This is a genomic window from Sphingomonas corticis (assembly GCF_012035195.1).
Lineage (GTDB): Bacteria > Pseudomonadota > Alphaproteobacteria > Sphingomonadales > Sphingomonadaceae > Sphingomonas > Sphingomonas corticis.
The window spans coordinates 142453-164978 of the sequence record NZ_JAAVJH010000001.1; the positions used below are offsets into that span (position 1 = coordinate 142453).

23 protein-coding genes are annotated in these 22526 nt (G+C 71.5%); 13 read left to right on the plus strand and 10 right to left on the minus strand.

Features of this window, described 5'->3' with window-relative positions; all coding sequences use genetic code 11:
* Positions 1-104: 104 nt before the first annotated feature.
* The 6 genes from HBH26_RS00740 (at position 105) to HBH26_RS00765 (ending at position 5459) form a co-directional block, all read left to right on the plus strand.
* Entirely contained in the window at positions 105-737 is a 633-nt protein-coding gene (locus tag HBH26_RS00740; RefSeq protein ID WP_168132647.1) for a phosphoribosylanthranilate isomerase, read from the plus strand.
* Positions 734-1942, plus strand: coding sequence for a tryptophan synthase subunit beta (gene trpB / locus HBH26_RS00745; protein WP_168132648.1), 1209 nt, complete (start codon positions 734-736; stop codon positions 1940-1942). The genes HBH26_RS00740 and trpB overlap by 4 nt, the downstream gene beginning before the upstream one ends.
* Positions 1939-2727 carry a tryptophan synthase subunit alpha gene (gene trpA, locus HBH26_RS00750; protein ID WP_168132649.1) on the plus strand — a complete coding sequence of 263 codons (789 nt, stop codon included), beginning with the start codon at positions 1939-1941 and terminating at the stop codon, positions 2725-2727. The genes trpB and trpA overlap by 4 nt, the downstream gene beginning before the upstream one ends.
* A complete protein-coding gene (gene accD / locus HBH26_RS00755; protein WP_168132650.1) occupies positions 2724-3584 on the plus strand; it encodes an acetyl-CoA carboxylase, carboxyltransferase subunit beta in 861 nt (286 codons plus the stop codon). The genes trpA and accD overlap by 4 nt, the downstream gene beginning before the upstream one ends.
* Before the next feature lie 41 nt (positions 3585-3625).
* Positions 3626-4960 carry a bifunctional folylpolyglutamate synthase/dihydrofolate synthase gene (locus HBH26_RS00760; RefSeq protein WP_168132651.1) on the plus strand — a complete coding sequence of 445 codons (1335 nt, stop codon included), beginning with the start codon at positions 3626-3628 and terminating at the stop codon, positions 4958-4960.
* 67 nt (positions 4961-5027) lie between these two features.
* Complete coding sequence (locus HBH26_RS00765) at positions 5028-5459, plus strand: DUF6628 family protein (RefSeq protein WP_168132652.1); 432 nt, start codon at positions 5028-5030, stop codon at positions 5457-5459.
* On the opposite strand, the gene HBH26_RS00770 is transcribed toward HBH26_RS00765, so the two are convergent.
* A complete protein-coding gene (locus HBH26_RS00770) occupies positions 5456-6790 on the minus strand; it encodes an AmpG family muropeptide MFS transporter (protein ID WP_239024491.1) in 1335 nt (444 codons plus the stop codon). The genes HBH26_RS00765 and HBH26_RS00770 overlap by 4 nt on opposite strands.
* 63 nt (positions 6791-6853) lie before the next feature.
* On the opposite strand from HBH26_RS00770, the gene HBH26_RS00775 reads away from it, so the two are divergent.
* Positions 6854-7993 carry an aromatic ring-hydroxylating oxygenase subunit alpha gene (locus HBH26_RS00775; RefSeq protein WP_168132654.1) on the plus strand — a complete coding sequence of 380 codons (1140 nt, stop codon included), beginning with the start codon at positions 6854-6856 and terminating at the stop codon, positions 7991-7993.
* A gap of 14 nt (positions 7994-8007) precedes the next feature.
* Here the strand turns inward: HBH26_RS00775 and HBH26_RS00780 are convergent, their stop codons facing one another.
* Positions 8008-8445: a response regulator gene (locus tag HBH26_RS00780; RefSeq protein ID WP_168132655.1), complete on the minus strand. Its 438-nt coding sequence runs from the start codon at positions 8443-8445 to the stop codon at positions 8008-8010.
* 96 nt (positions 8446-8541) lie between these two features.
* Here HBH26_RS00780 and HBH26_RS00785 point away from each other — a divergent pair, with 96 nt between their 5' ends.
* Positions 8542-9621: a pseudouridine synthase gene (locus HBH26_RS00785; protein WP_168132656.1), complete on the plus strand. Its 1080-nt coding sequence runs from the start codon at positions 8542-8544 to the stop codon at positions 9619-9621.
* Complete coding sequence (rsmD, locus tag HBH26_RS00790) at positions 9618-10157, plus strand: 16S rRNA (guanine(966)-N(2))-methyltransferase RsmD (protein ID WP_168132657.1); 540 nt, start codon at positions 9618-9620, stop codon at positions 10155-10157. Before HBH26_RS00785 ends, rsmD begins: the two co-directional genes overlap by 4 nt.
* Positions 10158-10161: 4 nt before the next feature.
* Here the strand turns inward: rsmD and HBH26_RS00795 are convergent, their stop codons facing one another.
* Positions 10162-11457 carry an MFS transporter gene (locus tag HBH26_RS00795; protein ID WP_168132658.1) on the minus strand — a complete coding sequence of 432 codons (1296 nt, stop codon included), beginning with the start codon at positions 11455-11457 and terminating at the stop codon, positions 10162-10164.
* Positions 11458-11718: 261 nt separating this feature from the next.
* Here HBH26_RS00795 and HBH26_RS00800 point away from each other — a divergent pair, with 261 nt between their 5' ends.
* Positions 11719-12303 carry a hypothetical protein gene (locus HBH26_RS00800; RefSeq protein ID WP_168132659.1) on the plus strand — a complete coding sequence of 195 codons (585 nt, stop codon included), beginning with the start codon at positions 11719-11721 and terminating at the stop codon, positions 12301-12303.
* On the opposite strand, the gene HBH26_RS00805 is transcribed toward HBH26_RS00800, so the two are convergent.
* Positions 12300-12689 carry a nuclear transport factor 2 family protein gene (locus tag HBH26_RS00805; RefSeq protein WP_168132660.1) on the minus strand — a complete coding sequence of 130 codons (390 nt, stop codon included), beginning with the start codon at positions 12687-12689 and terminating at the stop codon, positions 12300-12302. The genes HBH26_RS00800 and HBH26_RS00805 overlap by 4 nt on opposite strands.
* Positions 12686-13090 (minus strand): GFA family protein, encoded by a 405-nt coding sequence (locus HBH26_RS00810; protein WP_168132661.1) that lies wholly within the window; start codon positions 13088-13090, stop codon positions 12686-12688. The genes HBH26_RS00805 and HBH26_RS00810 overlap by 4 nt, the downstream gene beginning before the upstream one ends.
* 80 nt (positions 13091-13170) lie before the next feature.
* Here HBH26_RS00810 and HBH26_RS00815 point away from each other — a divergent pair, with 80 nt between their 5' ends.
* Together HBH26_RS00815 and HBH26_RS00820 are read left to right on the plus strand one after the other, a co-directional pair.
* Entirely contained in the window at positions 13171-15477 is a 2307-nt protein-coding gene (locus HBH26_RS00815; RefSeq protein WP_168132662.1) for a UvrD-helicase domain-containing protein, read from the plus strand.
* Positions 15478-15535: 58 nt separating this feature from the next.
* A complete protein-coding gene (locus tag HBH26_RS00820; protein WP_168132663.1) occupies positions 15536-16030 on the plus strand; it encodes a DUF5872 domain-containing protein in 495 nt (164 codons plus the stop codon).
* Between the two features lie 4 nt (positions 16031-16034).
* On the opposite strand, the gene HBH26_RS00825 is transcribed toward HBH26_RS00820, so the two are convergent.
* From HBH26_RS00825 to HBH26_RS00835, 3 genes are all read right to left on the minus strand, one after another.
* A complete protein-coding gene (locus HBH26_RS00825; RefSeq protein ID WP_239024492.1) occupies positions 16035-16409 on the minus strand; it encodes a DoxX family protein in 375 nt (124 codons plus the stop codon).
* Positions 16410-16444: 35 nt separating this feature from the next.
* Positions 16445-16777 (minus strand): WYL domain-containing protein, encoded by a 333-nt coding sequence (locus HBH26_RS00830; protein WP_168132664.1) that lies wholly within the window; start codon positions 16775-16777, stop codon positions 16445-16447.
* A gap of 93 nt (positions 16778-16870) precedes the next feature.
* Positions 16871-18964, minus strand: coding sequence for a prolyl oligopeptidase family serine peptidase (locus tag HBH26_RS00835; RefSeq protein ID WP_168132665.1), 2094 nt, complete (start codon positions 18962-18964; stop codon positions 16871-16873).
* A 45-nt stretch (positions 18965-19009) separates the two neighbouring features.
* Between HBH26_RS00835 and HBH26_RS00840 the strand changes: the two genes are divergently transcribed.
* Positions 19010-20431 carry an MFS transporter gene (locus HBH26_RS00840; RefSeq protein ID WP_168132666.1) on the plus strand — a complete coding sequence of 474 codons (1422 nt, stop codon included), beginning with the start codon at positions 19010-19012 and terminating at the stop codon, positions 20429-20431.
* A gap of 10 nt (positions 20432-20441) precedes the next feature.
* On the opposite strand, the gene HBH26_RS00845 is transcribed toward HBH26_RS00840, so the two are convergent.
* Together HBH26_RS00845 and HBH26_RS00850 are read right to left on the minus strand one after the other, a co-directional pair.
* Positions 20442-20774 carry a DUF423 domain-containing protein gene (locus HBH26_RS00845; protein ID WP_168132667.1) on the minus strand — a complete coding sequence of 111 codons (333 nt, stop codon included), beginning with the start codon at positions 20772-20774 and terminating at the stop codon, positions 20442-20444.
* Positions 20771-22522 carry a cation:proton antiporter domain-containing protein gene (locus tag HBH26_RS00850; RefSeq protein WP_168132668.1) on the minus strand — a complete coding sequence of 584 codons (1752 nt, stop codon included), beginning with the start codon at positions 22520-22522 and terminating at the stop codon, positions 20771-20773. The genes HBH26_RS00845 and HBH26_RS00850 overlap by 4 nt, the downstream gene beginning before the upstream one ends.
* Between the last annotated feature and the right edge of the window lie 4 nt (positions 22523-22526).

The window sequence follows — 22526 nt, forward strand, 5'->3', positions numbered from 1 at the left end:
GACCTTCGGTGGCCTGCCAGGACGCGTCGATAGCATGCAGCGAGCGCGGCACCTTCGCGTCTTCGCGTCTTCGCGCGAACCACTTTCTTCATTAAGGGCGCGCCATGCCTGTCAACGCCAAGATATGCGGTCTCTCGACGCCCGATACGCTGGACGCCGCCATCGGCCATGGCGCGAGCCACGTCGGATTCGTCTTCTTCCCGCCCTCCCCGCGCGACGTCGCGTTCGAGCAGGCCGCCGGGCTGGCGGCGCGGGTGCCGGAGGGGGTACGCCGCGTGGGCGTCTTCGTCGACCCCGAGGATGCCTTGGTCGCCGAGGCGGTGCGCGTCGCCCGGCTCGACGCGATCCAGCTCCACCGCACCGCCCCCGCTCGGGTCGCCGCGCTGCGGCGCCCGGGGGTCGAGAGCTGGGCCGCCATCGCGGTGAAGACGCGTGCCGACCTCGACGCCGCCCGCGGGTTCGTCGGTGCGGCGGACCGGATCCTCTACGACGCGAAGACGCCGGAGGGCGCCGCGCTGCCGGGCGGGATGGGGCTGCGGTTCGACTGGGCGCTGCTCGTCGGCTTCGCGCATCCGCTGCCCTGGGCGCTGTCGGGCGGGCTGGACGCTGGCAACGTCCGCGAGGCGATCCGGCGCACCGGCGCCACCCTGGTCGACGTGTCGAGCGGCGTCGAGCGCGCGCCCGGCGTCAAGGATGTGGACAAGATCGCCGCCTTCCTTCAGGCGGCGCACGCATGAACGCCCCCAATTCCTTCCGCGCCCAACCCGACGACCGCGGGCATTTCGGCGCCTATGGCGGCCGCTACGTGGCGGAAACGCTGATGCCGCTCGTCCTCGACCTGGAACGCGAATATCGCGCGGCGAAGGCGGATCCCGCCTTCCAGGCGCAGTTCGACGACCTGCTGGAACATTACGTCGGCCGTCCCTCTCCGCTCTACCACGCCGAGCGGCTGACCGAAGCGGTCGGCGGCGCGCAGATCTGGTTCAAGCGCGACGAGCTGAACCATACCGGCGCGCACAAGATCAACAATTGCATCGGCCAGATCCTGCTGGCCATCCGCATGGGCAAGACGCGGATCATCGCGGAAACGGGTGCAGGCCAGCACGGCGTCGCGACCGCGACCGTGTGCGCGCGCTTCGGCCTGCCCTGCGTCATCTACATGGGCGCCAAGGACGTGGAGCGGCAGGCGCCCAACGTGTTCCGCATGAAGCTGCTGGGCGCGGAGGTGCGCGCGGTCACGTCCGGCGCGAACACCCTGAAGGACGCGATGAACGAGGCGCTGCGCGACTGGGTCGCGAATGTCCACGACACCTTCTACATCATCGGCACCGCCGCCGGGCCGCATCCCTATCCGGAGCTGGTCCGCGATTTTCAGAGCGTGATCGGACGCGAGGCGCGCGAGCAGATGCTGGCGCGGACCGGCCGCCTGCCCGACCTGCTGGTCGCCGCGATCGGCGGCGGATCGAACGCGATCGGCCTGTTCCACCCCTTTCTCGACGACGGCGACGTCGCGATGCTGGGCGTCGAGGCGGCGGGCGAAGGCCTGGATGCCAAACACGCGGCGAGCCTGGCCGGCGGCTTCCCCGGTGTGCTCCACGGCAACAGGACGTACCTGCTGCAGGACGACGACGGACAGATCGCGGAGGCGCACTCGATCTCCGCCGGCCTCGACTATCCCGGCATCGGGCCGGAGCATGCCTGGCTGAAGGATGTCGGCCGGGTCGAGTATACGTCGGTCACCGATACCGAGGCGCTGGATGCCTTCCAGCTGCTGTGCCGGACGGAGGGGATCATCCCCGCGCTCGAACCCAGCCACGCCATCGCCGCGGTGGCGCGGCGGGCGAAGCAGATGCAACCGGACCAGGTGATCCTCGCCAATCTGTGCGGGCGCGGGGACAAGGACATCTTCACGGTCGCCGAGGCGCTGGGAGTGGCGATTTGACGCGATTGTCGGGAGCCTTCGCGCTTGGGCCGGCGCTGGTCTGCTTCGTCACCGCCGGCGACGGCCCGACGCCTGCGATCCTCGACGCGCTGGTCGACGGCGGGGCGGACGTGATCGAGCTGGGGATGCCGTTCACCGATCCGATGGCGGACGGCCCGGCGATCCAGGCGGCGAACATTCGCAGCCTCGCCGCGGGCACCACCACGGCGGACATCCTGCGGATCGCCGCCGACTTCCGCGAGCGCCATCCGCAGGTGCCGCTGGTACTGATGGGCTACGGCAACCCGATGCTGCGCCGCGGACCCGAATGGTTCGCCGCCGCGGCGCGGGACGCTGGCGTCGACGGCGTCATCTGCGTCGACGTGCCGCCGGAGGAGGACGAGGCGCTGGGCCCGGCGCTGCGCGCCGCGGCGATTGACCCGATCCGCCTCGCGACGCCGACCACCGACGCCGCGCGGCTGCCGCGCGTGCTCGATGGCGCGTCGGGCTTCCTCTACTACGTTTCGGTCGCGGGGATCACCGGCAAGCAACAGGCGGACACCGCATCGATCGAGGCCGCGGTCGCGCGGTTGAAGGCGGCGACCGACCTGCCCGTCGCGGTCGGCTTCGGCGTGCGCACCCCCGCGCAGGCCGCCGCCATCGCGCGCGTGGCGGACGGGGTGGTCGTAGGCTCCGCCATCGTTGAGATCGTCGCCGCGCATGGGGCGGATGCACCCGCGCCCGTCGCCGCCTATATCAAGACGCTGAAGGACGCGGTCGCGTCCGCGAGGAAGGTTTCCGCATGAGCTGGCTCAGCAGCGTCCGCAACGCCCTTTCCGGCATCGTCCCCGGCGCCAAGCAGCAGGCGCCCGACAATCTGTGGCACAAGTGCAAGGGCTGCGGCACCATGGTCTTCACCAAGGAGCTGGAGGAGAACGGCTTCGTCTGCCCGACGTGCGACCATCACGAGCGGATCGGGCCGCAGGAGCGGTTCCGGCAATTGCTGGACGAGGGCAGCGCGGAGGTGCTGACGCCCCCGCGCGCGGCCGAGGACCCGCTGAAGTTCCGCGATTCGAAGCGCTATCCCGACCGGCTGAAGGCGGCGCGCGCCGCCACCGGCGAGCAGGACGCGTTCGTGAACGCACGCGGCACGATCGACGGGCGCCGCGTCGTCCTGGGCGTGCAGGACTTCGCCTTCATGGGCGGGTCGATGGGCCAGGCCGTGGGCGAGGCGTTCATCCAGGGCGTGGAGACGGCGATCGCCGACCGCGCGCCCTTCATCGTCTTCACCGCCAGCGGCGGCGCGCGGATGCAGGAGGGCATTCTGTCGCTGATGCAGATGCCGCGCAGCACCGCGGCGATCCAGATGCTCCACGACGCCGGCCTGCCCTATATCGTCGTGCTGACCGATCCGACGTCGGGCGGCGTGATGGCCGCCTATGCCATGCTGGGCGACGTGCACATCGCCGAGCCCAAGGCGACGCTCGCCTTCACCGGCCGCCGCGTGATCGAGAACACGATCCGCGAGAAGCTGCCGGAGGATTTCCAGACCAGCGAATATTATCTGGAGCACGGGCTGATCGACATGGTCGTCCACCGCCACGCGCTGAAGGAGCGGCTGGGGACGGTAGTCGCGTATCTGTGCGGCGAGCGGGCGCATTGACATGACGCGCTCTCCCCGGGACGGGAGAGGGAGCAGCGCCGATGCCTGACCACGCCACGTCCACCGACCCCGCCGTGCAGGCGCAGCTCGACCGGCTGTGGTCGCTGTCGCCCGGCGCGGACGTGCTCGGCCTTGGCCGCATCACGCGATTGCTCGCGCGGCTGGGTGATCCGCACGTGTCGCTGCCGCCGGTCTTCCACGTCGCCGGCACCAACGGCAAGGGATCGACCTGCGCGTTCCTGCGCGCCGCGCTGGAGGCCGCGGGGCATCGCGTCCACGTCTACACCAGCCCGCACCTCGTCCGCTTCAACGAGAGGATCCGCCTCGCCGGGCGGCTGATCGACGACGCCGCGCTGGCGCCGCTCCTGGCCGAGGTGCTCGACGCGGGCGGCGACATCGGTGCGAGCTTCTTCGAGGTGACGACCGCCGCCGCCTTCCTCGCCTTCGCCCGCACGCCCGCGGACGCCTGCGTGATCGAGGTGGGGCTCGGCGGGCGGCTCGACGCGACCAACGTGGTGCGGCCGGTCGCCACCGGCATCGCGGCGCTGGGGATCGACCATCAGGCGTTCCTGGGCGAGACGATCGAGGCGATCGCCGCAGAAAAGGCGGGCATCGCGAAGCCGGGCGTACCGCTCGCCACGCTGGACTATCCCGCCGGGATCGAGGAGGTGATCGCGCAGGTCGCCGCGACGGCGGGGGCGCAGCTGCTGCGCGCGCGGCGCGAGTGGCGCCACGGCCTCGACGCGACCGGCGACACCCTCACCTATCGCGACGCGCAGGGCCTGCTCACGCTGCCCGCCCCCCGGCTGGCGGGGCGGCACCAGGCGGACAATCTCGCGCTGGCCGTGGCGATGCTGCGCCACCAGCAGGCGGTCCACGTCCCCCCGCTCGCGATCGAGGCCGGGCCCGCCGCCGCGACCTGGCCCGCGCGGCTGCAGCGGCTGGGCGACGGGCCGTTGGTCGCGCTGCTGCCCGCGCGTACGCCGGTGTGGCTCGACGGCGGGCACAACCCGTCCGCCGGCGCGGCCATCGCGGCGTCCTTGCCCGCGTTGCGCGGTGCCGCCGCCGGGGGGGATCGCCCGCTGACGCTGGTGCTCGGGATGCTCGCGAACAAGGACCTTGCCGGCTTCCTCGCGCCGTTCGCACCGATGGTGGGGACGGTGGTCGCGGTGCCGGTCCCGGGGCACGAGCATCACGCGCCCGACGCGATCCTGGCCGCCGCTCGCGGGCTCGGCATCGCGGCCGGCCGGGTCGCCGCCGACGTTCCCGCCGCGCTGCGTGCCATTGCGCAGGACGCGCCGGCGGGCGTGCTGATGGCCGGGTCGCTGTATCTCGCCGGCGAGGTGCTCGCCGCCAACGACGAGCAGCCGCGCTGAGCAGTATTTGCGATTGACTATCAATAGCGGAGTGGCGACCATGCGCGCGACCAACGGAGTCGCGTCGATGAATGAGACCGCCACCAGCACCCTGGCCGCCTTGCCCTACTCCCTGCCCGCCTGCCCCAATGCGCGCACCGCGCTGTTCGCGATGCGGCGCATGGGGGCGCACGGCCTGTCCGACGCGCGCGCCGCCCATGCGATGATGACCGCGTTCGGCGGGGGCTTCCGCCGTCCGCTGACGCTGATGCGCGGGCTGATGGCGGACCTCGCCGCCCATTCCTCGGTCCCGATCGCCATCGCACCGTGCTGCTGCGCGCGCATGACGCCGGGCGAGCGCGCGCTGCTGACGGTGCTGGCCCGCGTGGAGGTGCAGAGCGACACCGCCGCGCTGCTGCTGTCCGACCTGATCGGCCAGCGCCGGTGCGACGGCGTGCTGGCAAGCGCGGCGGCGGTGGCGATGGCCTTCGCCGACGAGGGCCGGCCGGTCTGCGTCTAGGCGGCGCCGCCCTCCCGCGCGTCGCCCGGACCCTCCGTTCCCGCCGTGCCGACCGAGCGGTCGACCAGGCCGGAGCGCGCCATCCACCAGAACAGCGCCACACCGGGCAGCGCGACGACGGTAGTCAGCAGGTAGAAGTTCACGAACCCCATCGATTCCACCAGCGCGCCCGCGGTCGTGCCGGTCAGCACGCGCCCGACGATGCTGGCCGCGGCGGAGATCAGCGCATATTGCGCCGCGGTGAAGCGCAGGTCGCACAGTGCGGAGAAATAGGCGACGATCGTCACCCCGCCGATACCCGAGGCGATGTTCTCGAACAGCATTGCGCCCGCCAGTCCCGCGTTGCTGTGCCCCGCGGCGGCGAGCATCGCGAACGCGGCGTTCGACACCGCCATCAGCACCAGGCTGAGCAGCACCGACCGCTTCATGCCCAGCCGCGCGTACAGCCATCCGCCGAGGAAGATGCCGATCAGATACGCCCAGAACCCGATGCCGACGTCGTAGAGTGCGATCTCGTCGTTGCTGAACTTCAGGTCGTCCAGCAGCAGCCGCAGCACCAGCTGGCTCAGCGTGTCGCCGATCTTGTGGATCAGGATGAAGACCAGCACCACGATCGCGCCCGGCCGCTGGAAAAATTCGACGAACGGCCGCCAGATCGCCGCCGCCGCCTGTCCGACGCCGCGGCGTTCGGCGGGGGCGCGGTGGCGGCGCGGCTCGCCCACCACCAATGCCGCGACCATCGCGGGCAACGCCAGCAGCGCGCACGAGAGATACGCCGCCTCCCACCCCGCCCGCGCCGCGACGACCAGCGCCAGCGAGGCGGCACCCGCCGAGCCGATGCGCCAGCCGTACTGGCTCATGCCCGATCCCACACCCAGCTGGCGCGGCTCCAGGATCTCGATGCGATAGGCGTCGATGACGATGTCGAACGTCGCGCCGGCGACGCCCACCAGCACCGCCGCCGTCGCCGTCGCGCCGATGCTCGCCACCGGATCGGCGAGCGCGAGGTTGGCGACCGCCGCGATCACCAGCACGCCGGCGAGCAGCACCCACGATACGCGCTGGCCCAGCCGTCCCAGCACCGGCAGCCGCACGCCGTCGACCAGCCACGCCCACAGGAACTTCAGGTTGTAGACGAGGAAGGCGAGGCTGAAGGCGGTCACCGTCTTCTTGTCGATGCCGTCCTGCGCCAGCCGCGTCGTCAGCGTCGCCGCGATCATCGCGAACGGGAAGCCGGAGGACACGCCGAGCGCGAAGGCGGCCAGCGGCCCCCGCTCGACATAGGGGCGCACCCCGTCGATCCACGTCCGGTCCGTTCCGCGCGATGCCAACAACCCACTTGCTCCTTTCCCGTCGGTGGCGGAAACTAGCGGAAAAGACGCGAGAGGATAGCCATGAACGCGATCACCGGCCCGCTCCGGCCGACCGAGGGACAGCTGGCGCTGGCCCGCATCCTGGCAGACGGGGGGCGCGCGCGCGAACCCGGCATCACCCACGTCGATGCCGACGCCTATATCTCGCCTGCGCGGCACGCGGCGGAGCAGGAGCGCATTTTCGCCAAGACGCCGCTGGTCGTCGCGCCCTCCGCGCTGCTGCCGGAGCCGAACATGGCGGTGCCGCACGACGGCTTCGGCAGGCCGCTGCTGGTGACGCGCGACAAGGCGGGACAGGCGCACGTCTTCCTGAACGTCTGCCGCCATCGCGGCACCCGGCTGGTGGAGGGGCAGGCGGCGGTGTGCACGCCGCGCCTGGTCTGCCCCTATCACGCGTGGAGCTACGCCACCGACGGGCGGCTCGTCGGCCTGCCGCGCGGCGACGCCTTCCCGGGCCTCGACAAGGCCGATTACGCGCTGAAGCGGCTGCCCACGCGCGAGGCGGGCGGGCTGATCTGGTTCTCGTTCGACGACGAGGCCGATTTCGCCGAGGCGGAGGCGCTGGGGCTCGACTTCGACGCCTTCGGCCTCGCCGGCATGCACCTGTTCCGCCGCCGCACCCACGACGTGGCGGCGAACTGGAAGCTCATCATGGACGCGTTCCTCGAGAGCTATCACGTCCTGCGGCTCCACGCCGAAACGATCGGGTCGTTCTTCAAGGACGGGGTGGCCAGCGCCGACACGATCGGCCCGCACCAGCGCTCCGCCGTGGGACGCGACGTGGATGCGGAGACGGTGCGCGCGCAGGACTGGCCGACGCTGCGCCGCGCGATCACCTACACCTATCAGATGTTCCCCGGCACCGTGCTGATCGTCAGTCCCGACTACGTGAACCTGATGGTGCTGATGCCGCAGGCGCACGACCGCGTGCTGGTGGAGGATTTCATGCTGATACCGGAGCCGCCGTCGACGGAGAAGGCGCTGCGGCACTGGGAGAAGAGCTGGAACCTGCTGGACGGCGGCGTCTTCGCCAGCGAGGATTTCCGCGCCGCGGCGCTGGGACAGCAGGGCCTGGCGTCCGGTTCACTGGACCGGGTGACGCTGGGCACGATGGAGGCGGGCATCCGCCTGTTCCACGACGCGGTGGAAGCGCGGCTCTAGCCCGCCACGGCCAGCTACGCCCCGCCGCTTACCGGGAACAGGCGGAAGCCACCGGGCAGGCGCCGCGGCGGCTTGCCCGCGACCTGCGCCTCCACCGCGCCGATCGCGGCGAGCAGCGTGCGCTGCGGATAGGGCTTGGCGAGGCAGCCGATCGCCAGCGCCTCCGCCTCCGCCGGGCACTGGCCGGTGACGAACATGACGGGGATGCCGCGCGCCTGCGCCGCACGCGCCACGTCCACGCCGTTGCCGTCGGCCAGGTTCACGTCGGCGAGCACCAGGTCGATCGCCTGCCCGTCGCCGATGATCGCGACCGCGTCCGCCACCCGGTCCACCGTGGCGACGATCTCATATCCCTGGTCGGTCAGCAGATGCTCGGCGTCGAACGCCACCAGCGGCTCGTCCTCGACGAGCAGGAGGCGCACCAGCGTCGGCTTCTTCTTCGCGAACAGCATGAATTTCCCCGTTCGTTACGGGACCATAACGCGAACGGCGCAGTTCGGTCGCAAATTTTTCGGCGTGCCGGCGGCGATTTGCGATAGGGCAGCGCGATGGCCGACAGCTCCCGTCCCCAACATCGCATCGCCAAGCTGCTCGCGCGCGCCGGCGTCGCCTCCCGGCGCGAGGTGGAGCGCATGATCGCCGAAGGCCGCGTCGCGAAGGACGGCGTCGTGCTGGACACGCCCGCCACGCTGCTCCCCTCGCTCCACGGCGTCACCGTCGACGGGCAGGAAGTGGCCGCGCCCGCGCCCGCGCGGCTGTTCCTCTTCCACAAGCCCGCCGGCGTACTGACGACCGAGCGCGATCCCGGCGGTCGCCCGACGATCTACGACCGGCTGCCGAAGGACCTGCCGCGGCTGGTGCCGGTGGGGCGGCTGGACCTCAATACCGAGGGGCTGCTGCTGATGACGACCGACGGCGCGCTGAAGCGTCAGCTGGAGCTGCCGTCGACCGGGATCGAGCGCGCGTATCGCGCCCGCGCCTACGGCCGCGTATCGCAGGAACAGCTGGAAGACCTGATCGACGGGGTGGAGATCGACGGCATCCGCTACGGCCCGATCGATGCCAATCTGGAGCGGCGCACCGGCGCCAACGTGTGGATCGAGATGATCCTGACGGAGGGCAAGAACCGGGAGGTGCGCCGCGTGCTGGAACATCTCGACCTGCAGGTCGGGCGGCTGATCCGCATCCGCTACGGCCCCTTCGTGCTCGGCGACCTGCCGGTGGGCGAGGTGGGCGAAGTGCGCGCGGCCGATCTCGCCGCCTTCCGGCAGACGCTGGCGCGCGATGGCGCGAAGGCCGCGAGCCGGGCCGAGCCGGTCACTGCGCCGCGCCCGGTCCGCCGGGCACCGCCCGGAGCGCCGCGTGCCGATGCGCCGCGGGCGCAGCCCGCCCGCCCGCCCGCCACGCGCGCGTCGCCGTCCCGCGCGCCGACGCCCGGCGCGTCGCCACGCCCGGCGCGACCGGCACCGAAGCCGGCGAGCGCGCGACCTGCGCGGGCGGCGTCGAAGCCGTTGGAGCCGCCGGTGGTGGAGGCCACCGCCCCCGCGCGCCCGGCGCGGATCAAGCGCAAGGCCGGCTGGGCCACGCCCAAGCCGAAGACCGGGCCCAAGCGGCCGCGCCGCTCATGAGGGTCATCGCCGGACAGTGGCGCGGCCGCCCGCTGGTCGCGCCCAAGGGTGAGGCCACCCGCCCCACCGCGGACCGCACGCGCGAGGCGCTGTTCTCCATGCTGGCCAGCCGCGTCGGCAGCTTCGACGGACTGGCGGTGGCGGACCTGTTCGCGGGATCGGGCGCGCTGGGGCTGGAGGCGCTGTCGCGCGGTGCGGCCTCGTGCCTGTTCGTCGAGCAGGACCGGGCCGCGATCGACGCGCTGCGCGCCAACGTGGCGAAGCTGGGCGCCACGGGCGCGGAAGTGCGCGCCGCCTCCGTCCTCGCGCTGGGGCTCGCGCGCGCGCCGCTCGACATCGTCATGATGGACCCGCCCTACGGCTCCGGCGCGGGCGCGGTGGCGGCGGACAAGCTGGCGCGGCTCGGCTGGATCGGCGCGCACACGTGGGTGTCGGTGGAGACCGCCAAGGCGGAGCCGCTCGACCTAAACGGTTATGCGGTGGAGGCGGAGCGGGTGTACGGCAAGGCGCGGGTGACGTTGCTGCGGCTCGACTGAGCGGTCAGAATCCCTCCACCGGCACCGGCTCCGCCGCGCCGCGCGCCGGCATCGCCAGCAGCGCGCCCAGGCTCAGCAGCGACAGGACTGCCAGGTAGGCGCCGACGGGCAGCAGCCCGCCCCGCTCCGCCAGCGCCTGTGCCGCGACCGGGGTCAGCCCGCCGCCGATGATCCCGGCCATGTTGAACGCGAGGCTGACGCCGGTGTAGCGCACGCGCGCCGGGTAAAGCGACGGCAGCCACGCGCCGAGCGGGCCGTAGACGAACCCCATCACGAACAGGGCGAAAGCGAGGCTGGCGAACATCGACGGAAGCGATCCCGAGCCCAGCCCCGGCACCAGCACGAAGCCGGCCACCACCGCGCCGACGCATCCCCATTTCAGCACGGTGGCGGGCGAGCTGCGGTCCGACCAGATGCCCGACAGTGCGATGCCCACCGCCATGAACAGGATCGCGCCCAGCTGCACGCCGAGGAAGGCCTGCCGGTCGACACCCAGCGTCGTGGTGGCGTAGCCGAGCGCGAAGGCGGTGGCGATGTAGTAGACGGCGAAGCACGCCACCGCACCCAGCGTGCCGCCGAGCGCGCGGCGCCAATGGAGGCGCAGCAGCTCGCCCATCGGCACCGCGGGGGGCGGCCCCTCCTCCAGCACGCGCGCGAAAGCAGGGGTCTCGGCGATCTTCAGTCGTACCCACAACCCGAGGCCGACGAGGACCACCGACAGCAGGAACGGCACGCGCCATCCCCAGGCGAGGAAATCGGCCGGGGTCATGACGAGGCCGAGCAGCAGGAACAGCCCGTTGGCGGCGATGAAGCCGACCGGCGCGCCCAGTTGCGGCACCATGCCGTAGCGACCCCGCCGGCCGGGCGGCGCATTCTCCACCGCCAGCAGCGCCGCCCCGCCCCACTCCCCGCCGAGGCCGAAGCCCTGGCCGAAGCGCAGCAGGCACAGCAGCACCGGCGCCCACACGCCCGCGGTGGCATAGGTGGGCAGGAACGCGATCAGCAGCGTCGACCCGCCCATCAGCATCAGGCTGGCCACCAGCGTCGACTTTCGCCCGATGCGGTCCCCGTAATGGCCGAACACCCACGCGCCGACGGGCCGCGCGAAGAAGGCGACGGCCAGGCTGGCGTAGGAGGCGAGCAGCGCGGTGGACGGGTTGGAGGCGGGGAAGAACAGCGGCCCGAACACCAGCGATGCGGCGGTGGCGTAGATGTAGAAGTCGTAGAATTCCACCGACGTGCCGACCAGGCTGGCGAGCAGGATGCGGCGGTGCGAGGCCGGCGTGCGGGAAGCGTCCATCGCGGCCTCATCGGATGCGCGGGGGCGGCGCGTCAACGTGGAAACATTGCCGCCTCGTCACGAAAGAGTGGTCGCGCGACACATTGGAGCAACATGCCGCGCCTAGATGAACGTCACCGGCGTCCTTCCCCCCTGTGACGTCGGTATCGGCCGGGCACCTTCCCTCGCCCGGCCCCTTCCCTGAACTACGGGGCGGTCCGATCGGGCCGCCCCGGCTTTTCCCACCTTGCGGCCCGGGACGAACCGGGTAGCCTGCGTCGCGTGATCCGCGCGCGCGCCCTTGCCCCGCTGCTCCTCCTCGTCGCCGGCTGCGACGATTACGACGCGCGCGCCGCATGGCGGGAGATGCGCGCCGCGGAAGGCGCGCTGGCGCTGGGACGCGACGGGCGTGCCGCCGAGATCGACATGGGCGGGGACAGCGCGGTGACGCCGCCCGGCGGGATCCGCGACGGCGAGTGGCAGCGCTGGGCGCGCACCGCGTGGCCGGCGGCGTGCCGGCGGTTGCAGACGGTCGAACGTGTCGGCCGCGTCGCGCGCGCCGGCCGAACCTGCGCCAGCGTCGCCGTCTCCGGCATCGTTCCCGCCGCCCGGGTGATCGCCACCGGCACGCTGGTCGCGGGCGGGGCGCGCTTTCCGGTGGGCTGGCGATGGACCACCGGCGACGTCCGTCGCGCCTGCGCCACCGATCCGCTGGACGAGGCACCGCACCGCTTTCGCCTCAGCCGCTCCCGACGGGAGCAGCACTGGCACGCGACGCCGCTGCCAGTCGCGCCGCCGTTCGAGGCGGACGGGGTGCAGGAGACCTGCGCCGGCCTGCCGCGCTTCCTCGACGACGGTCCGGCCTAGCCGGCCGCGAGCGCGGCACCCATCAGCGGCACGACCGCGTTCAGCGCCTTCACCGGACGCACCATCACCTTGAAACGGACGATCCGCCCGTCCTCTCCCCACTCGATGATGTCGACGCCGTTGACGCTGATCCCGCCGGGCAGCTCGCACTCGAACTCCAGCACGGCGGAGCGCTCCGCGGTCCACTCGCCGACGTAGCGGAAGCTGGGATTGCCCAGCACCTCTGCCGCGGCGGTCAGATATTTCGTCGTCACCGCCTTGCCGTGCTGCGGCGTGTGCACCGCCGGGCTCTGAAAGACGACGTCCTCCGCCAGCAGCGCGTCCAGACCGGCGGCGGTCGGCGCGCGCATATAGGCGTGCCAACGCTCGATCGTCGGCGCCGTCATCCGTCCATCCCGGGATAGGTCCGGAACTCGGGCAGGTCCGTCATCTCGCGCGTCCAGGGCAGCCGGTCCTTCACCATGATCTGCGCGCCCGGCGGCTGCGCGGCGGGATCGTCCAGCGTGCCGGACTGGATGTCGATGATGCCCGGCAGCGCCTCGGCATTGCGATAGAAGAGGCCGGTGCCGCACGCGGCGCAGAAGTCGCGCTCGCCGTGAGTCGACGATCGGTAGGTGGCGGGCTCTCCGGCGACCGTCACCCGGTCCTGCTTCCACGCGATCCAGCCGACCGCCGGCGCACCCGACCAGCGGCGGCAATCGTCGCAGTGGCACAGGGCGTGATGTTCCGGCGGCCCCTCCGCCGTGTAGCTCACCGCGCCGCAATGGCACCGGCCCGTCGTCGCCATCACCATCCTCCCTCGCTTCGTCGTTGCGCCTTTGTTCTCATGGATTGCGTCGCCGTGCAAGCCTGCCTACGTGGGTCGGCGTGACCGACAGCCAACTCGCCGATCCGCCGTATCTCAAGGGCCTGAACCCGCCGCAGCGCGAGGCGGTGCTGACGACTGACGGCCCCGTGCTGGTCCTCGCCGGCGCGGGCACGGGCAAGACCGCGGCGTTGACGGCGCGACTGGCGCACCTGCTGTGGACACGGCGCGCCTATCCGTCCGAGATCCTCAGCGTCACCTTCACCAACAAGGCCGCGCGCGAGATGCGCGAGCGGGTCGGGCGGCTGGTCGGCGAGGCGGTGGAGGGGATGCCGTGGCTGGGCACCTTCCACGCGATCGGCGCGAAGATGCTGCGCCGCCACGCCGAGCTGGTCGGGTTGCAGAGCAACTTCACCATCCTCGACACCGACGACCAGCTGCGCCTGCTGAAGCAGCTGATCGTCGCCGCCGACATCGACGAGAAGCGCTTTCCCGCGCGCGGGCTCGCCGGCCTGATCGACGAGTGGAAGAACAAGGGCCTGACCCCGCGCGAGATCGACGCGGGCGAGAGCGAGCGCTACGCCAACGGCCGCGGCGGCGAATTGTACCAGCAGTACCAGGACCGGCTCAGGTCAGTGAACGCCTGCGACTTCGGCGACCTGCTGCTCCACGTGCTCACGATATTGAAGACCGAGCGCGCGGTGCTGGAGCATTACCAGCAGCGCTTCCGCTACATCATGGTGGACGAATATCAGGACACGAATTCGGTTCAGTATCTGTGGCTCCGCCTGCTGGCGCAGGAGCGACGCAACATCTGCTGCGTGGGCGACGACGACCAGTCGATCTACTCCTGGCGCGGCGCACAGGTGGAGAATATCCTGAAGTTCGAGAAGGACTTTCCCGGCGCCAAGGTGATCCGGCTGGAGCAGAACTACCGCTCCACCCCGCACATCCTGGGTGCCGCCTCGGGCGTGATCGCCAACAATGGCGGCCGGCTGGGCAAGGAATTGTGGACCGAGCTGGACGCGGGCGAGAAGGTACGCGTGGTCGGCGTGTGGGACGGACCGGAGGAAGCGCGTCGGGTCGGCGAGGAGATCGAGGCGGCGCAACGCGACGGCACCTCGCTGGACCATGTCGCCATCCTCGTGCGCGCACAGCACCAGACGCGCGAATTCGAGGACCGCTTCATCGCGATCGGCCTGCCCTACCGCATCGTCGGCGGCTTCCGTTTCTACGAGCGCGCCGAGATCCGCGACGCGCTCGCCTACCTGCGGGTCGTCAACCAGCCCGCGGACGACCTGGCCTTCGAGCGGATCGTCAACGTGCCCAAGCGCGGGCTCGGCGACAAGGCGATCGCCAAGCTGCACATGCTCGCGCGCGCCGAAGGGCTGCCGCTGACCCACGCCGCCGCGCGCATCCTCGACACCGACGAGCTGACCCCGCAGGCGCGCCGCGCGCTCGGCAACCTCGTCGGCGACATCGCCCGCTGGCGCGACATGGCGACGCAGCTGCCCCACGCGGAACTCGCACGCCAGCTGCTGGACGAGAGCGGCTACACCGCCATGTGGCAGGCGGAGAAGACCGCCGAGGCGGCGGGGCGGCTGGAGAATCTGGCCGAGCTGGTCCGCGCGATGGAGGAATATGAGTCGCTCGGCGCCTTCCTCGAACATGTCAGCCTCGTCATGGACAACGAGGCGACGCGCGAGGACCCCAAGGTGACGATCATGACGATCCACGCCGCCAAGGGGCTGGAATACGACACCGTATTCCTCGTCGGATGGGAAGAGGGGCTGTTCCCGTCGCAGCGCGCGATCGACGAGGGCGGCACGCGCAGCCTGGAGGAGGAGCGCCGGCTCGCCTATGTCGCAATCACGCGGGCGCGACGGCGCGCGACCATCCTCCACGCCGCCAACCGCCGCATCTACGGCCAGTGGACCAGCTCCATTCCGTCCCGCTTCGTCGGCGAGCTGCCCGACGTGCACGTCGAGAGCGAGACGACGATGACGGGCGGCGCCAGCCTGTGGCAGGCGAACTGGTCCGAGCGGGCGGATCCGTTCGCCGACCTGGCGCGCGGCACCGGACGCGGGCCGGGGTGGCAGCGCGCGGCGGGAACGCTGGGGGCGAAGCCGGGCGGCGACTGGACCAGCCGCACGTTCACGCGCGAGCCGGCCCGGGTGGTCGAGAGCCGCGCGTCGGCCGTATCGCTGGGCAACAAGGGTCGGGGCGACCTTTCGGTCGGGCAGCGCGTGTTCCACCAGAAGTTCGGCTATGGCGCGATCGCCGAGATCGAGGGCAACAAGCTGGAGATCGACTTCGAGCAAGCGGGCCGCAAGCGCGTGATGGACAGCTTCGTGACCATCGCCGCCTGAGCCGTTCGGCGCTTTCGCGCGTTGGGCCCGAAAGGAGCCTGCCCGAGAGGAGCGTGCGATGTCGGAGACCGCCGAGAAGACCGACCCCAAGCTCTGGGAGGCGGTGAAGGACGAGGTCACCGCCGGCGCGAAGGGCGGAAGGAAGGGCCAGTGGTCCGCGCGCAAGGCGCAGCTAGCGGTGGCCGAGTACAAGAAGCGCGGCGGCGGCTACAAGGGCGGCAAGGACGACGACAACTCGCTCCACCAGTGGACCGAGGAAGACTGGGGCACCAAGTCCGGCAAGGAGAGCGGCGAGACCGGCGAGCGCTACCTGCCCAAGGCGGCGCGCGAGGCGCTGTCCGACGAGGAATATCGCCGCACCACGGCGAAGAAGCGCGCGGACACGCGCAAGGGCCGGCAATTCTCCGCCCAGCCCGGCGACGTCGCGAAGAAGACGCGCGCGCACCGCGACCATCGCACGAAGGAGCAGCTCTACGCCGAGGCGAAGAAGCGCGACATACCCGGCCGGTCGACAATGACGAAGGCGCAGCTGCTCGACACGCTATCGTCGTGAGGGGTTACGCGCGGCGGGAAGGACGCCGCCGCCGTGCCGCCCACGCACCGCTGGCATATAGCGCCCACGCGATGATCGCGGGTTGCAGCAGCAGCCGCGGCGCGTGGTACGCCAGCGGCAGGCCGGTGCCGTGCGACAGGTCGATGATGGCGTGCTGCACGTTCGCCGGCCACACGCACAGCGCGTAGAGCGCCAGCGCCCAGCCCGCCGCAACTCGCCAGCCCGGCAGCAGCAGCGCGAGCGCACCGGCCAGCTCGCACAGGCCGGTGGCGATCACGACCGCGCGCGGCCACGGCACCCAGCCGGGAACGATCCGCACCATCGCGTCGGTGACGACGAGGTGCGCCACCCCCGCCACGCCGTAGAAGGCGACCAGCAAGGCCAGCGCGACGCGACGCGCTGGAGGCTCGTCCGTCAGGCGTCCACCGCCAGCAGCGTCACGTCGACGTACTTCTCGTCGCGCGGCATGAACAGCTCGCTCGGCGTGAAGCGGCGCGGCGTGATGCGCAATCCGGACAAGCCGGACAGCTTGAACGCGCCGATCTTCTCCTCCTTGGGCGGCTTGCCGTCGCGCTCCAGCGTGACCGCGTCGAGATAGATCTCGCCGTGCTTCGTGTAGACGATGTGCGGCGCGAGCGTCACGGCGCCGCGATTGTACGTGGCGGCGATCGCCTGCTTCTTCACCACCGCCTCGAACACGATCGGAACGGTGTCGGGCACGGCGGCAGCGGGGCGGGTGTCGGTCATGGCATTCATCCTGCGCGCATCTCTACCGTCTCTGCTGCAACGCAGCAAGAAGAGGAAACGTGCCGCCGCGGGAATGGATCACCCGCGCACGTCTCAATCCTCCAGCTTCTGGGCGAAATAGGTCATCTGCAGTGCCTGCAACCGCGCGCCCTGCTCGATATCCGCGTCGCCCGAGTGGCCGCCGGCGGTATCCTCGTAGAACAGATAGGGCAGGCCATATTCCTTCAGCCGTGCGGCGAACTTGCGCGCGTGCTGCGGGCCGACGCGGTCGTCCTTGGTCGTCGTCCACACATAAGGCTCGGGATAGGCGACGCCCTTGCGGATGTTCTGATAGGGCGAGATCTTCCGGAGGAAGGCGCGCTCCTCCGGCACCTCCACCGAGCCGTACTCGTCCACCCACGACGCGCCCGCCGCGATCTGTTCGTAGCGCATCATGTCCAGCAGCGGCACCTGGATCGTCACCGCGCGCCACAGGTCGGGCCGCTGGTTGAGCATGACGCCCATCAGCAGGCCGCCGTTCGACCCGCCGTAGATGCCGAGCCGCCGCGGGCTGGTCAGCCGGCGCGCGACCAGATCCTCGGCCACGGCAATGAAATCGTCGTAGATCACCTGCCGCTTCGTCTTGCGCCCGGCGTCGTGCCACTTGGGCCCGAACTCGCCACCGCCGCGGATGTTGGCGAGGACGAAGCTGTTGCCCCGCTCCAGCCACAGCTTGCCGTTGATGCCCGAGTAGCTGGGCGTCATCGACGCCTCGAACCCGCCATAGGCGGTCATGATCGTCGGCGTGCTGCCGTCGCGCTTCGCGCCGCGGCGGTGGACGATGAAATAGGGCACCTTCGTGCCGTCGCGCGAGCTCGCCTCGAACTGCTCGACGACCAGGCCGGTGGCGTCGAACTTGGCGGGCAGCGCCTTCACCTGGCGCGGCGCGGCCGCCGTGGCGGCGTCCAGCGTCCACAGCGTCGTCGGCGCCAGGAAGCCGGTGACGGCGACATAGGCGGTGTCGCCCGCCTCGCTGGTGCTGACCGGCACGATCGAGGCGTTGTCAGGCAGCGCGACGGGGCGCTGCGACCACGTGCCGCCGGCGTGCGAGAACACGACGGCGCGCCCGCGCACATTGTCGTAGATGCTGGCGACCACGTGGTGGCGCGTCACCGACACGTCCTCGATCGACTGGCGCGGCCCCGGCGCGATCAGCACCTGCGGCACGAAGCGCCCCTTGCGCACCTCGGCCAGCGGCGCGACGGCGATCGCGCCAGCGGGCACCGCGCCCCACGGCTCGCTGGTCTGGAACAGCACCTGCCCGTCGACCATGCCCGCGGGGAAGACGCGCGGCGGCAGGTCCAGCTTCACCAGCTTCCCGTCCACCTCGGCGAAGGTCTCGCCGCCGAAGAAGGTGGGACGACGCAGCACGAGGACGAGGCGATTGCCCGCGCCGTCGGTCATCACCGAGCCGTAGGTGCCGAGCTGGTCCGACGCCTCGCCGCGATGGACCTCCTGCGCCGCGGACAGCGGCTGGCTGCGGCGCAGCTTCTTCACGACGAAGGGATAGCCCGACGCCGTCATCGTCCCCGCGCCCCAGTCGCGCGAGACCAGCAACGTGTCCGCGTCGATCCAGTCCGCGCCTTGTTTCGACACCGGCAGCACGAAGCCGCCCTCGACGAAGCGCGCATCGACCAGGTCGAACTCGCGATAGGTGACCGCGTCCTCGCCGCCCTCGCTCAGCGCGACCAGGCAGCGGCGCTCCTCCGGCGGCAGGCAGGTCGCGCCCTTCCACACCCACTTCTTGCCCTCCGCCTTCGACAGTGCGTCGAGATCGAGCAGGGTCTTCCACGTCGGCGCGGGCGAGGCATAGTCGGCCGGGGTGGTCCAGCGCCACACGCCCTGCGGATGATCGGCATCGCGCCAGAAGTTCGTGATGCGTCCCATGCGCTGCTCCGGCATGGGGATGCGGTCGCTGGCCGAGGCGATGGCGCGCGCCTGGTCGTAGAAGCCCTTGTAGCGCGGGTCGTTCTGCAGCCGCGGCAGCGTGCGGGCGTTCTCCGCCTCCACCCAGGCGAGCGCCTTCGCGTCGTCCTTGCCCTCCAGCCAAAGATAGGGATCGTCGGTCATTCCGGCCGTCTGCGCGCGCGCGCCGCCCGCCGCAAGCGCCAAGGCGGCCAGCACGATGAACCCGATCGACTTTCCCATGCGTCCTCCCCTGCGTAGACGGCGCGCATAGCGCGGAAGGAAGCGATGGCGAAGCGACGATCTCCCCTTTCCCGCGGCGCCGCGCGGCCGGCGGCCGACGGGCTGCCCCTTCCCCGCCGCTATGCCGCCATCGCGGCTCTGTGCTGCGGCACCGCGCTGGTCATCATCGACGGCGGCGTCGCGAACGTCGCACTGCCGACGATCGCGCGCGACCTTGGCGTCGAATCGAGCTCGGTGGTGGCGGTGGTGACGGTCTACCAGCTGATCCTCGTCATGCTGATCCTGCCCTTCGCGGGCCTGGGCGAGCGGATCGGGCTGAAGCGGATGTACCAAACCGGGCAGATCGTCTTCGCCGTGGCCACGCTCCTCTGCTTCTTCGCGAAGAGCCTGCCCTTCCTGCTGGTCGTGCGCGCGGCGCAGGCTCTGGGCGCGGCAGGGGCGCTGTCCGTCGCCTCCGCGCTGATCCGGCAGACCTATCCCGCCGCACAGCTGGGCCGCGGGCTCGGCATCAATTCGGTCATCGTCGCCAGTTCCGCCGCAGCGGCGCCCACGATCGGCGGGCTGGTCCTGTCCGTCGCGCCCTGGCCGTGGGTGTTCGCCAGCGCGGTGCCCTTCGCCTTGCTGTCGCTCGCGCTCGGCCGCGCGCTGCCCGACGGCACGCCGCGCGACCGCCCATTCGACGTGCTGGGCGCGGTGATGTGCGCGACGACGTTCGGCCTCGTCATCGGCGGGGCGGAGAGCGGCGTGCACGGCGACAGCCCGGTCGTTTCCACCGCCATCGTGCTGCTCGGCCTCGCGATCGGCACCGTCTTCGTCCGGCGGGAGCGGACGCGGCCCGGCCCGATCCTGCCGGTCGATCTCCTCGCCCGGCCCGTGATCGCCCTGTCGGCGGTGGGCGCCTTCACCGCCTTCGTCGCGTCCATGACGCTGCTGCTGTCCGTCCCCTTCCGTCTGACGCACGAATTCGGCTGGACCGCCGCGGCGGTGGGCGCCGCCATCGCGCCGTGGCCGTTGACGAACATGGTGGTCGCGCCGCTCGCCGGCTGGCTGTCCGACCGCGTGCCCGCGGGGCTGCTGGGCGGGATCGGCATGGCCATCTCCATCGCGGCGCTGTCGCTGCTGGCGTTCCTGCCGGCCGACCCGACCTACCTCGACGTGGCGTGGCGGATGGCGCTGTGCGGGTCGGGCTTCGGCACCTTCCTGCCGCCCAACGCGCGGCTCATCATCGGCTCCGCGCCCAAGGAGCGCGCGGCGGCGGCGGGCGCCCTGGTCGGCACGGTGCGGCTGGCGGGGCAGACGACCGGCGCGACGCTGGTGGCGGCGCTGCTGGCGCTGGGTGTCGGCGCGGGAAGGACGCCCGCGCTGGTCGCCGCGGGGCTGGCGCTGGTGGCGGGGCTGTGCAGTCTCGCGCGGCTGCGCCCGTCGCTCCGCTCGCCGCGCGCGGAGGAGGTCGAGACGGTGCGGTAGCCGCGACGCGTCAGCTGCGCATCCCCGCCCAGGCGAGCCACAGCCAACCGGCGATCAGCAGCGTGCCGCCGATCGGCGTGATCGCGCCCAGCCAGCGCGGCAGGCCGAGCGCCATCAGGTAGAGCGTGCCGGCGAACAGCGCACCGCCGGCGACGAACAGCCACGCTGGCCCGCGCGCCTCCAGCCGCAGCGCGACCAGCGCGACGACGGCGTGGACCAGCTGATAGTGCGCGCCCGTCTTCAGCCACTCCACCGCCTGCCCGCTGGCACCGTGCGCGCCGAACGCGCCCGCGCCGACCGCCAGCGCGCCTGAGAGGGCGGCGAGGACGAGGAGCCAGTTCATCGGTCGTTCCCCCACGGCTGCTGTTCCGCCACCAGCGCGCGCGCGGCACGGATGTCGCCCGCCTCCACCTGGATGCGAAGCCGCTCCTTGTCGCGGGCGCGGTACATCTCCTCCGCGCGGCTGATCTCCGCATCGGCGACGCCCAGCCCCTTCAGCGCGAGCCGCGCCATCTTGATCGCGCTTTCCAGCACCTCGCGCACGACAAACTCCGCCGGGCCTGTCTTCAGCTGGATCAGCGAGCGGCGGTCATAGGCGCGAACGTAGATGCGGGCATCGGGAAACGCCTTGTGCACCGCATCCAGCAGTTCGCGCGTCACCTGGTCGCCGTCGATGCAGAACAGGATCAGTTCCGCCTCCGCCGCGCCGGCCTGGCGCAGCAGCTCCAGCCGGGTGCCGTCGCCGTAATAGACCTTCGCGCCGAACTCCCTGGCGATGTCGATCATCTCGATATCGGTGTCGATCAGCGTGACGGGCACGTCGCTGGCCAGCAGCATCTGCCCCACCGTCTGACCGAAACGTCCGTAACCGACGATCAGCGCATTGGCCCCGTCGGCCTTGGGTCCGTCGCGCTCCGCCTCGACCACGGGAGCCTCGCGAAGGCGGCGCGTCGCCATCATCAGGAACGGCGTGGTCGCCATCGACAGCGTGATGACCGCGCCGAAGATGCTCGCCGCCTCGGGCGCGATCAGCAGCCCCGCCTGCGCCTGCGCCAGCAGCACGAAGCCGAACTCGCCGCCCTGGCTCAGCAGGAAGCCGAGCGCCAGTGCGCGGCGCCATTCCATGCGGAAGGAAAGGCCGATGGCGACGATGATCGCCGCCTTCACCGCCACCAGCGCCAGCGCCATGGACACGACGAACAGCGGCCGGTCGTAGATCGCGTGGAGGTCCAGCATCATGCCGACGGCGAGGAAGAACAGGCCGAGCAGGATCGAGCGGAACGGCTCCACGTCCGCCTCCAGCTCGTGCCGGTAGGGGCTGTCTGCCAGCATCACGCCCGCCACGAAGGCGCCGAGCGCGGGGGAGAGGCCGAGCGACTGCATCAGCGCGGAGGAGGCGATGACGGTGAACAGCGCGGCGAAGACGAACATCTCGCGCTCGCCCATGTTGCCGATGCCGCGAAACAGCGGGCGCAGCACGAACCGGCCCGCCGCCACCAGCCCGCCCACCGCCAGCACGGTATACACCGCCAGCAGCCAGCCCGGCGGCCCGCCCGCGTCGGCGGGGTTGCGGCTCATCGCGGCGATGATCGTAATCATCGGGATGATCGACAGGTCCTGGAACAGCAGGATCGAGAAGGCACGCTCGCCGAACGGCGTACGCAGCCGCCCGGCCGATTGCAGCAGCGGCAGCACCTGCGCCGTGGACGACAGCGCCAGCGGCATGCCGATCGCCAACGCGGCCTTGGCGGAGAAGCCGACCAGCGCCAGGATGCCCGCGATGGCGAGACCGCACGCGACGACCTGGATCAGGCCGACGCCGAAAATCTCCTGCTTCATCCGCCACAGCCGCGACGGGTTCAGCTCCAGCCCGACCACGAACAGGAGCAGCGTGATGCCGAGCTCGGCGATGCCCAGCTTCTCCTGCGCGTCCCCGACGAGGCCCAGCATGTGCGGGCCCACCAGCGCGCCGGCGACGAGATAGCCCAGCGTCGCGCCCAGCCCCAGCCGGCGGAAGAGGAGGACGAAGGCGAGCGCGAACCCCAGCAGGACGACGCCGTCGCGCAGCAACGTGCTGCCGCCATGTTCCATCAGG

What these genes read in the sequence shown, in the direction of transcription:
- HBH26_RS00845 (WP_168132667.1), bottom strand. Translation starts at nt 20,774, where the DNA reads ATGAACTGGCTCCTCGTCCTCGCCGCCCTCTCAGGCGCGCTGGCGGTC.
- HBH26_RS00795 (WP_168132658.1), bottom strand. Translation starts at nt 11,457, where the DNA reads ATGGACGCTTCCCGCACGCCGGCCTCGCACCGCCGCATCCTGCTCGCC.
- HBH26_RS00840 (WP_168132666.1), top strand. Translation starts at nt 19,010, where the DNA reads ATGGCGAAGCGACGATCTCCCCTTTCCCGCGGCGCCGCGCGGCCGGCG.
- trpB (WP_168132648.1), top strand. Translation starts at nt 734, where the DNA reads ATGAACGCCCCCAATTCCTTCCGCGCCCAACCCGACGACCGCGGGCAT.
- HBH26_RS00760 (WP_168132651.1), top strand. Translation starts at nt 3,626, where the DNA reads ATGCCTGACCACGCCACGTCCACCGACCCCGCCGTGCAGGCGCAGCTC.
- HBH26_RS00820 (WP_168132663.1), top strand. Translation starts at nt 15,536, where the DNA reads ATGTCGGAGACCGCCGAGAAGACCGACCCCAAGCTCTGGGAGGCGGTG.
- HBH26_RS00810 (WP_168132661.1), bottom strand. Translation starts at nt 13,090, where the DNA reads ATGGCGACGACGGGCCGGTGCCATTGCGGCGCGGTGAGCTACACGGCG.
- rsmD (WP_168132657.1), top strand. Translation starts at nt 9,618, where the DNA reads ATGAGGGTCATCGCCGGACAGTGGCGCGGCCGCCCGCTGGTCGCGCCC.
- HBH26_RS00835 (WP_168132665.1), bottom strand. Translation starts at nt 18,964, where the DNA reads ATGGGAAAGTCGATCGGGTTCATCGTGCTGGCCGCCTTGGCGCTTGCG.
- HBH26_RS00740 (WP_168132647.1), top strand. Translation starts at nt 105, where the DNA reads ATGCCTGTCAACGCCAAGATATGCGGTCTCTCGACGCCCGATACGCTG.
- accD (WP_168132650.1), top strand. Translation starts at nt 2,724, where the DNA reads ATGAGCTGGCTCAGCAGCGTCCGCAACGCCCTTTCCGGCATCGTCCCC.
- HBH26_RS00775 (WP_168132654.1), top strand. Translation starts at nt 6,854, where the DNA reads ATGAACGCGATCACCGGCCCGCTCCGGCCGACCGAGGGACAGCTGGCG.
- HBH26_RS00805 (WP_168132660.1), bottom strand. Translation starts at nt 12,689, where the DNA reads ATGACGGCGCCGACGATCGAGCGTTGGCACGCCTATATGCGCGCGCCG.
- HBH26_RS00830 (WP_168132664.1), bottom strand. Translation starts at nt 16,777, where the DNA reads ATGACCGACACCCGCCCCGCTGCCGCCGTGCCCGACACCGTTCCGATC.
- HBH26_RS00850 (WP_168132668.1), bottom strand. Translation starts at nt 22,522, where the DNA reads ATGGAACATGGCGGCAGCACGTTGCTGCGCGACGGCGTCGTCCTGCTG.
- HBH26_RS00765 (WP_168132652.1), top strand. Translation starts at nt 5,028, where the DNA reads ATGAATGAGACCGCCACCAGCACCCTGGCCGCCTTGCCCTACTCCCTG.
- HBH26_RS00780 (WP_168132655.1), bottom strand. Translation starts at nt 8,445, where the DNA reads ATGCTGTTCGCGAAGAAGAAGCCGACGCTGGTGCGCCTCCTGCTCGTC.
- HBH26_RS00785 (WP_168132656.1), top strand. Translation starts at nt 8,542, where the DNA reads ATGGCCGACAGCTCCCGTCCCCAACATCGCATCGCCAAGCTGCTCGCG.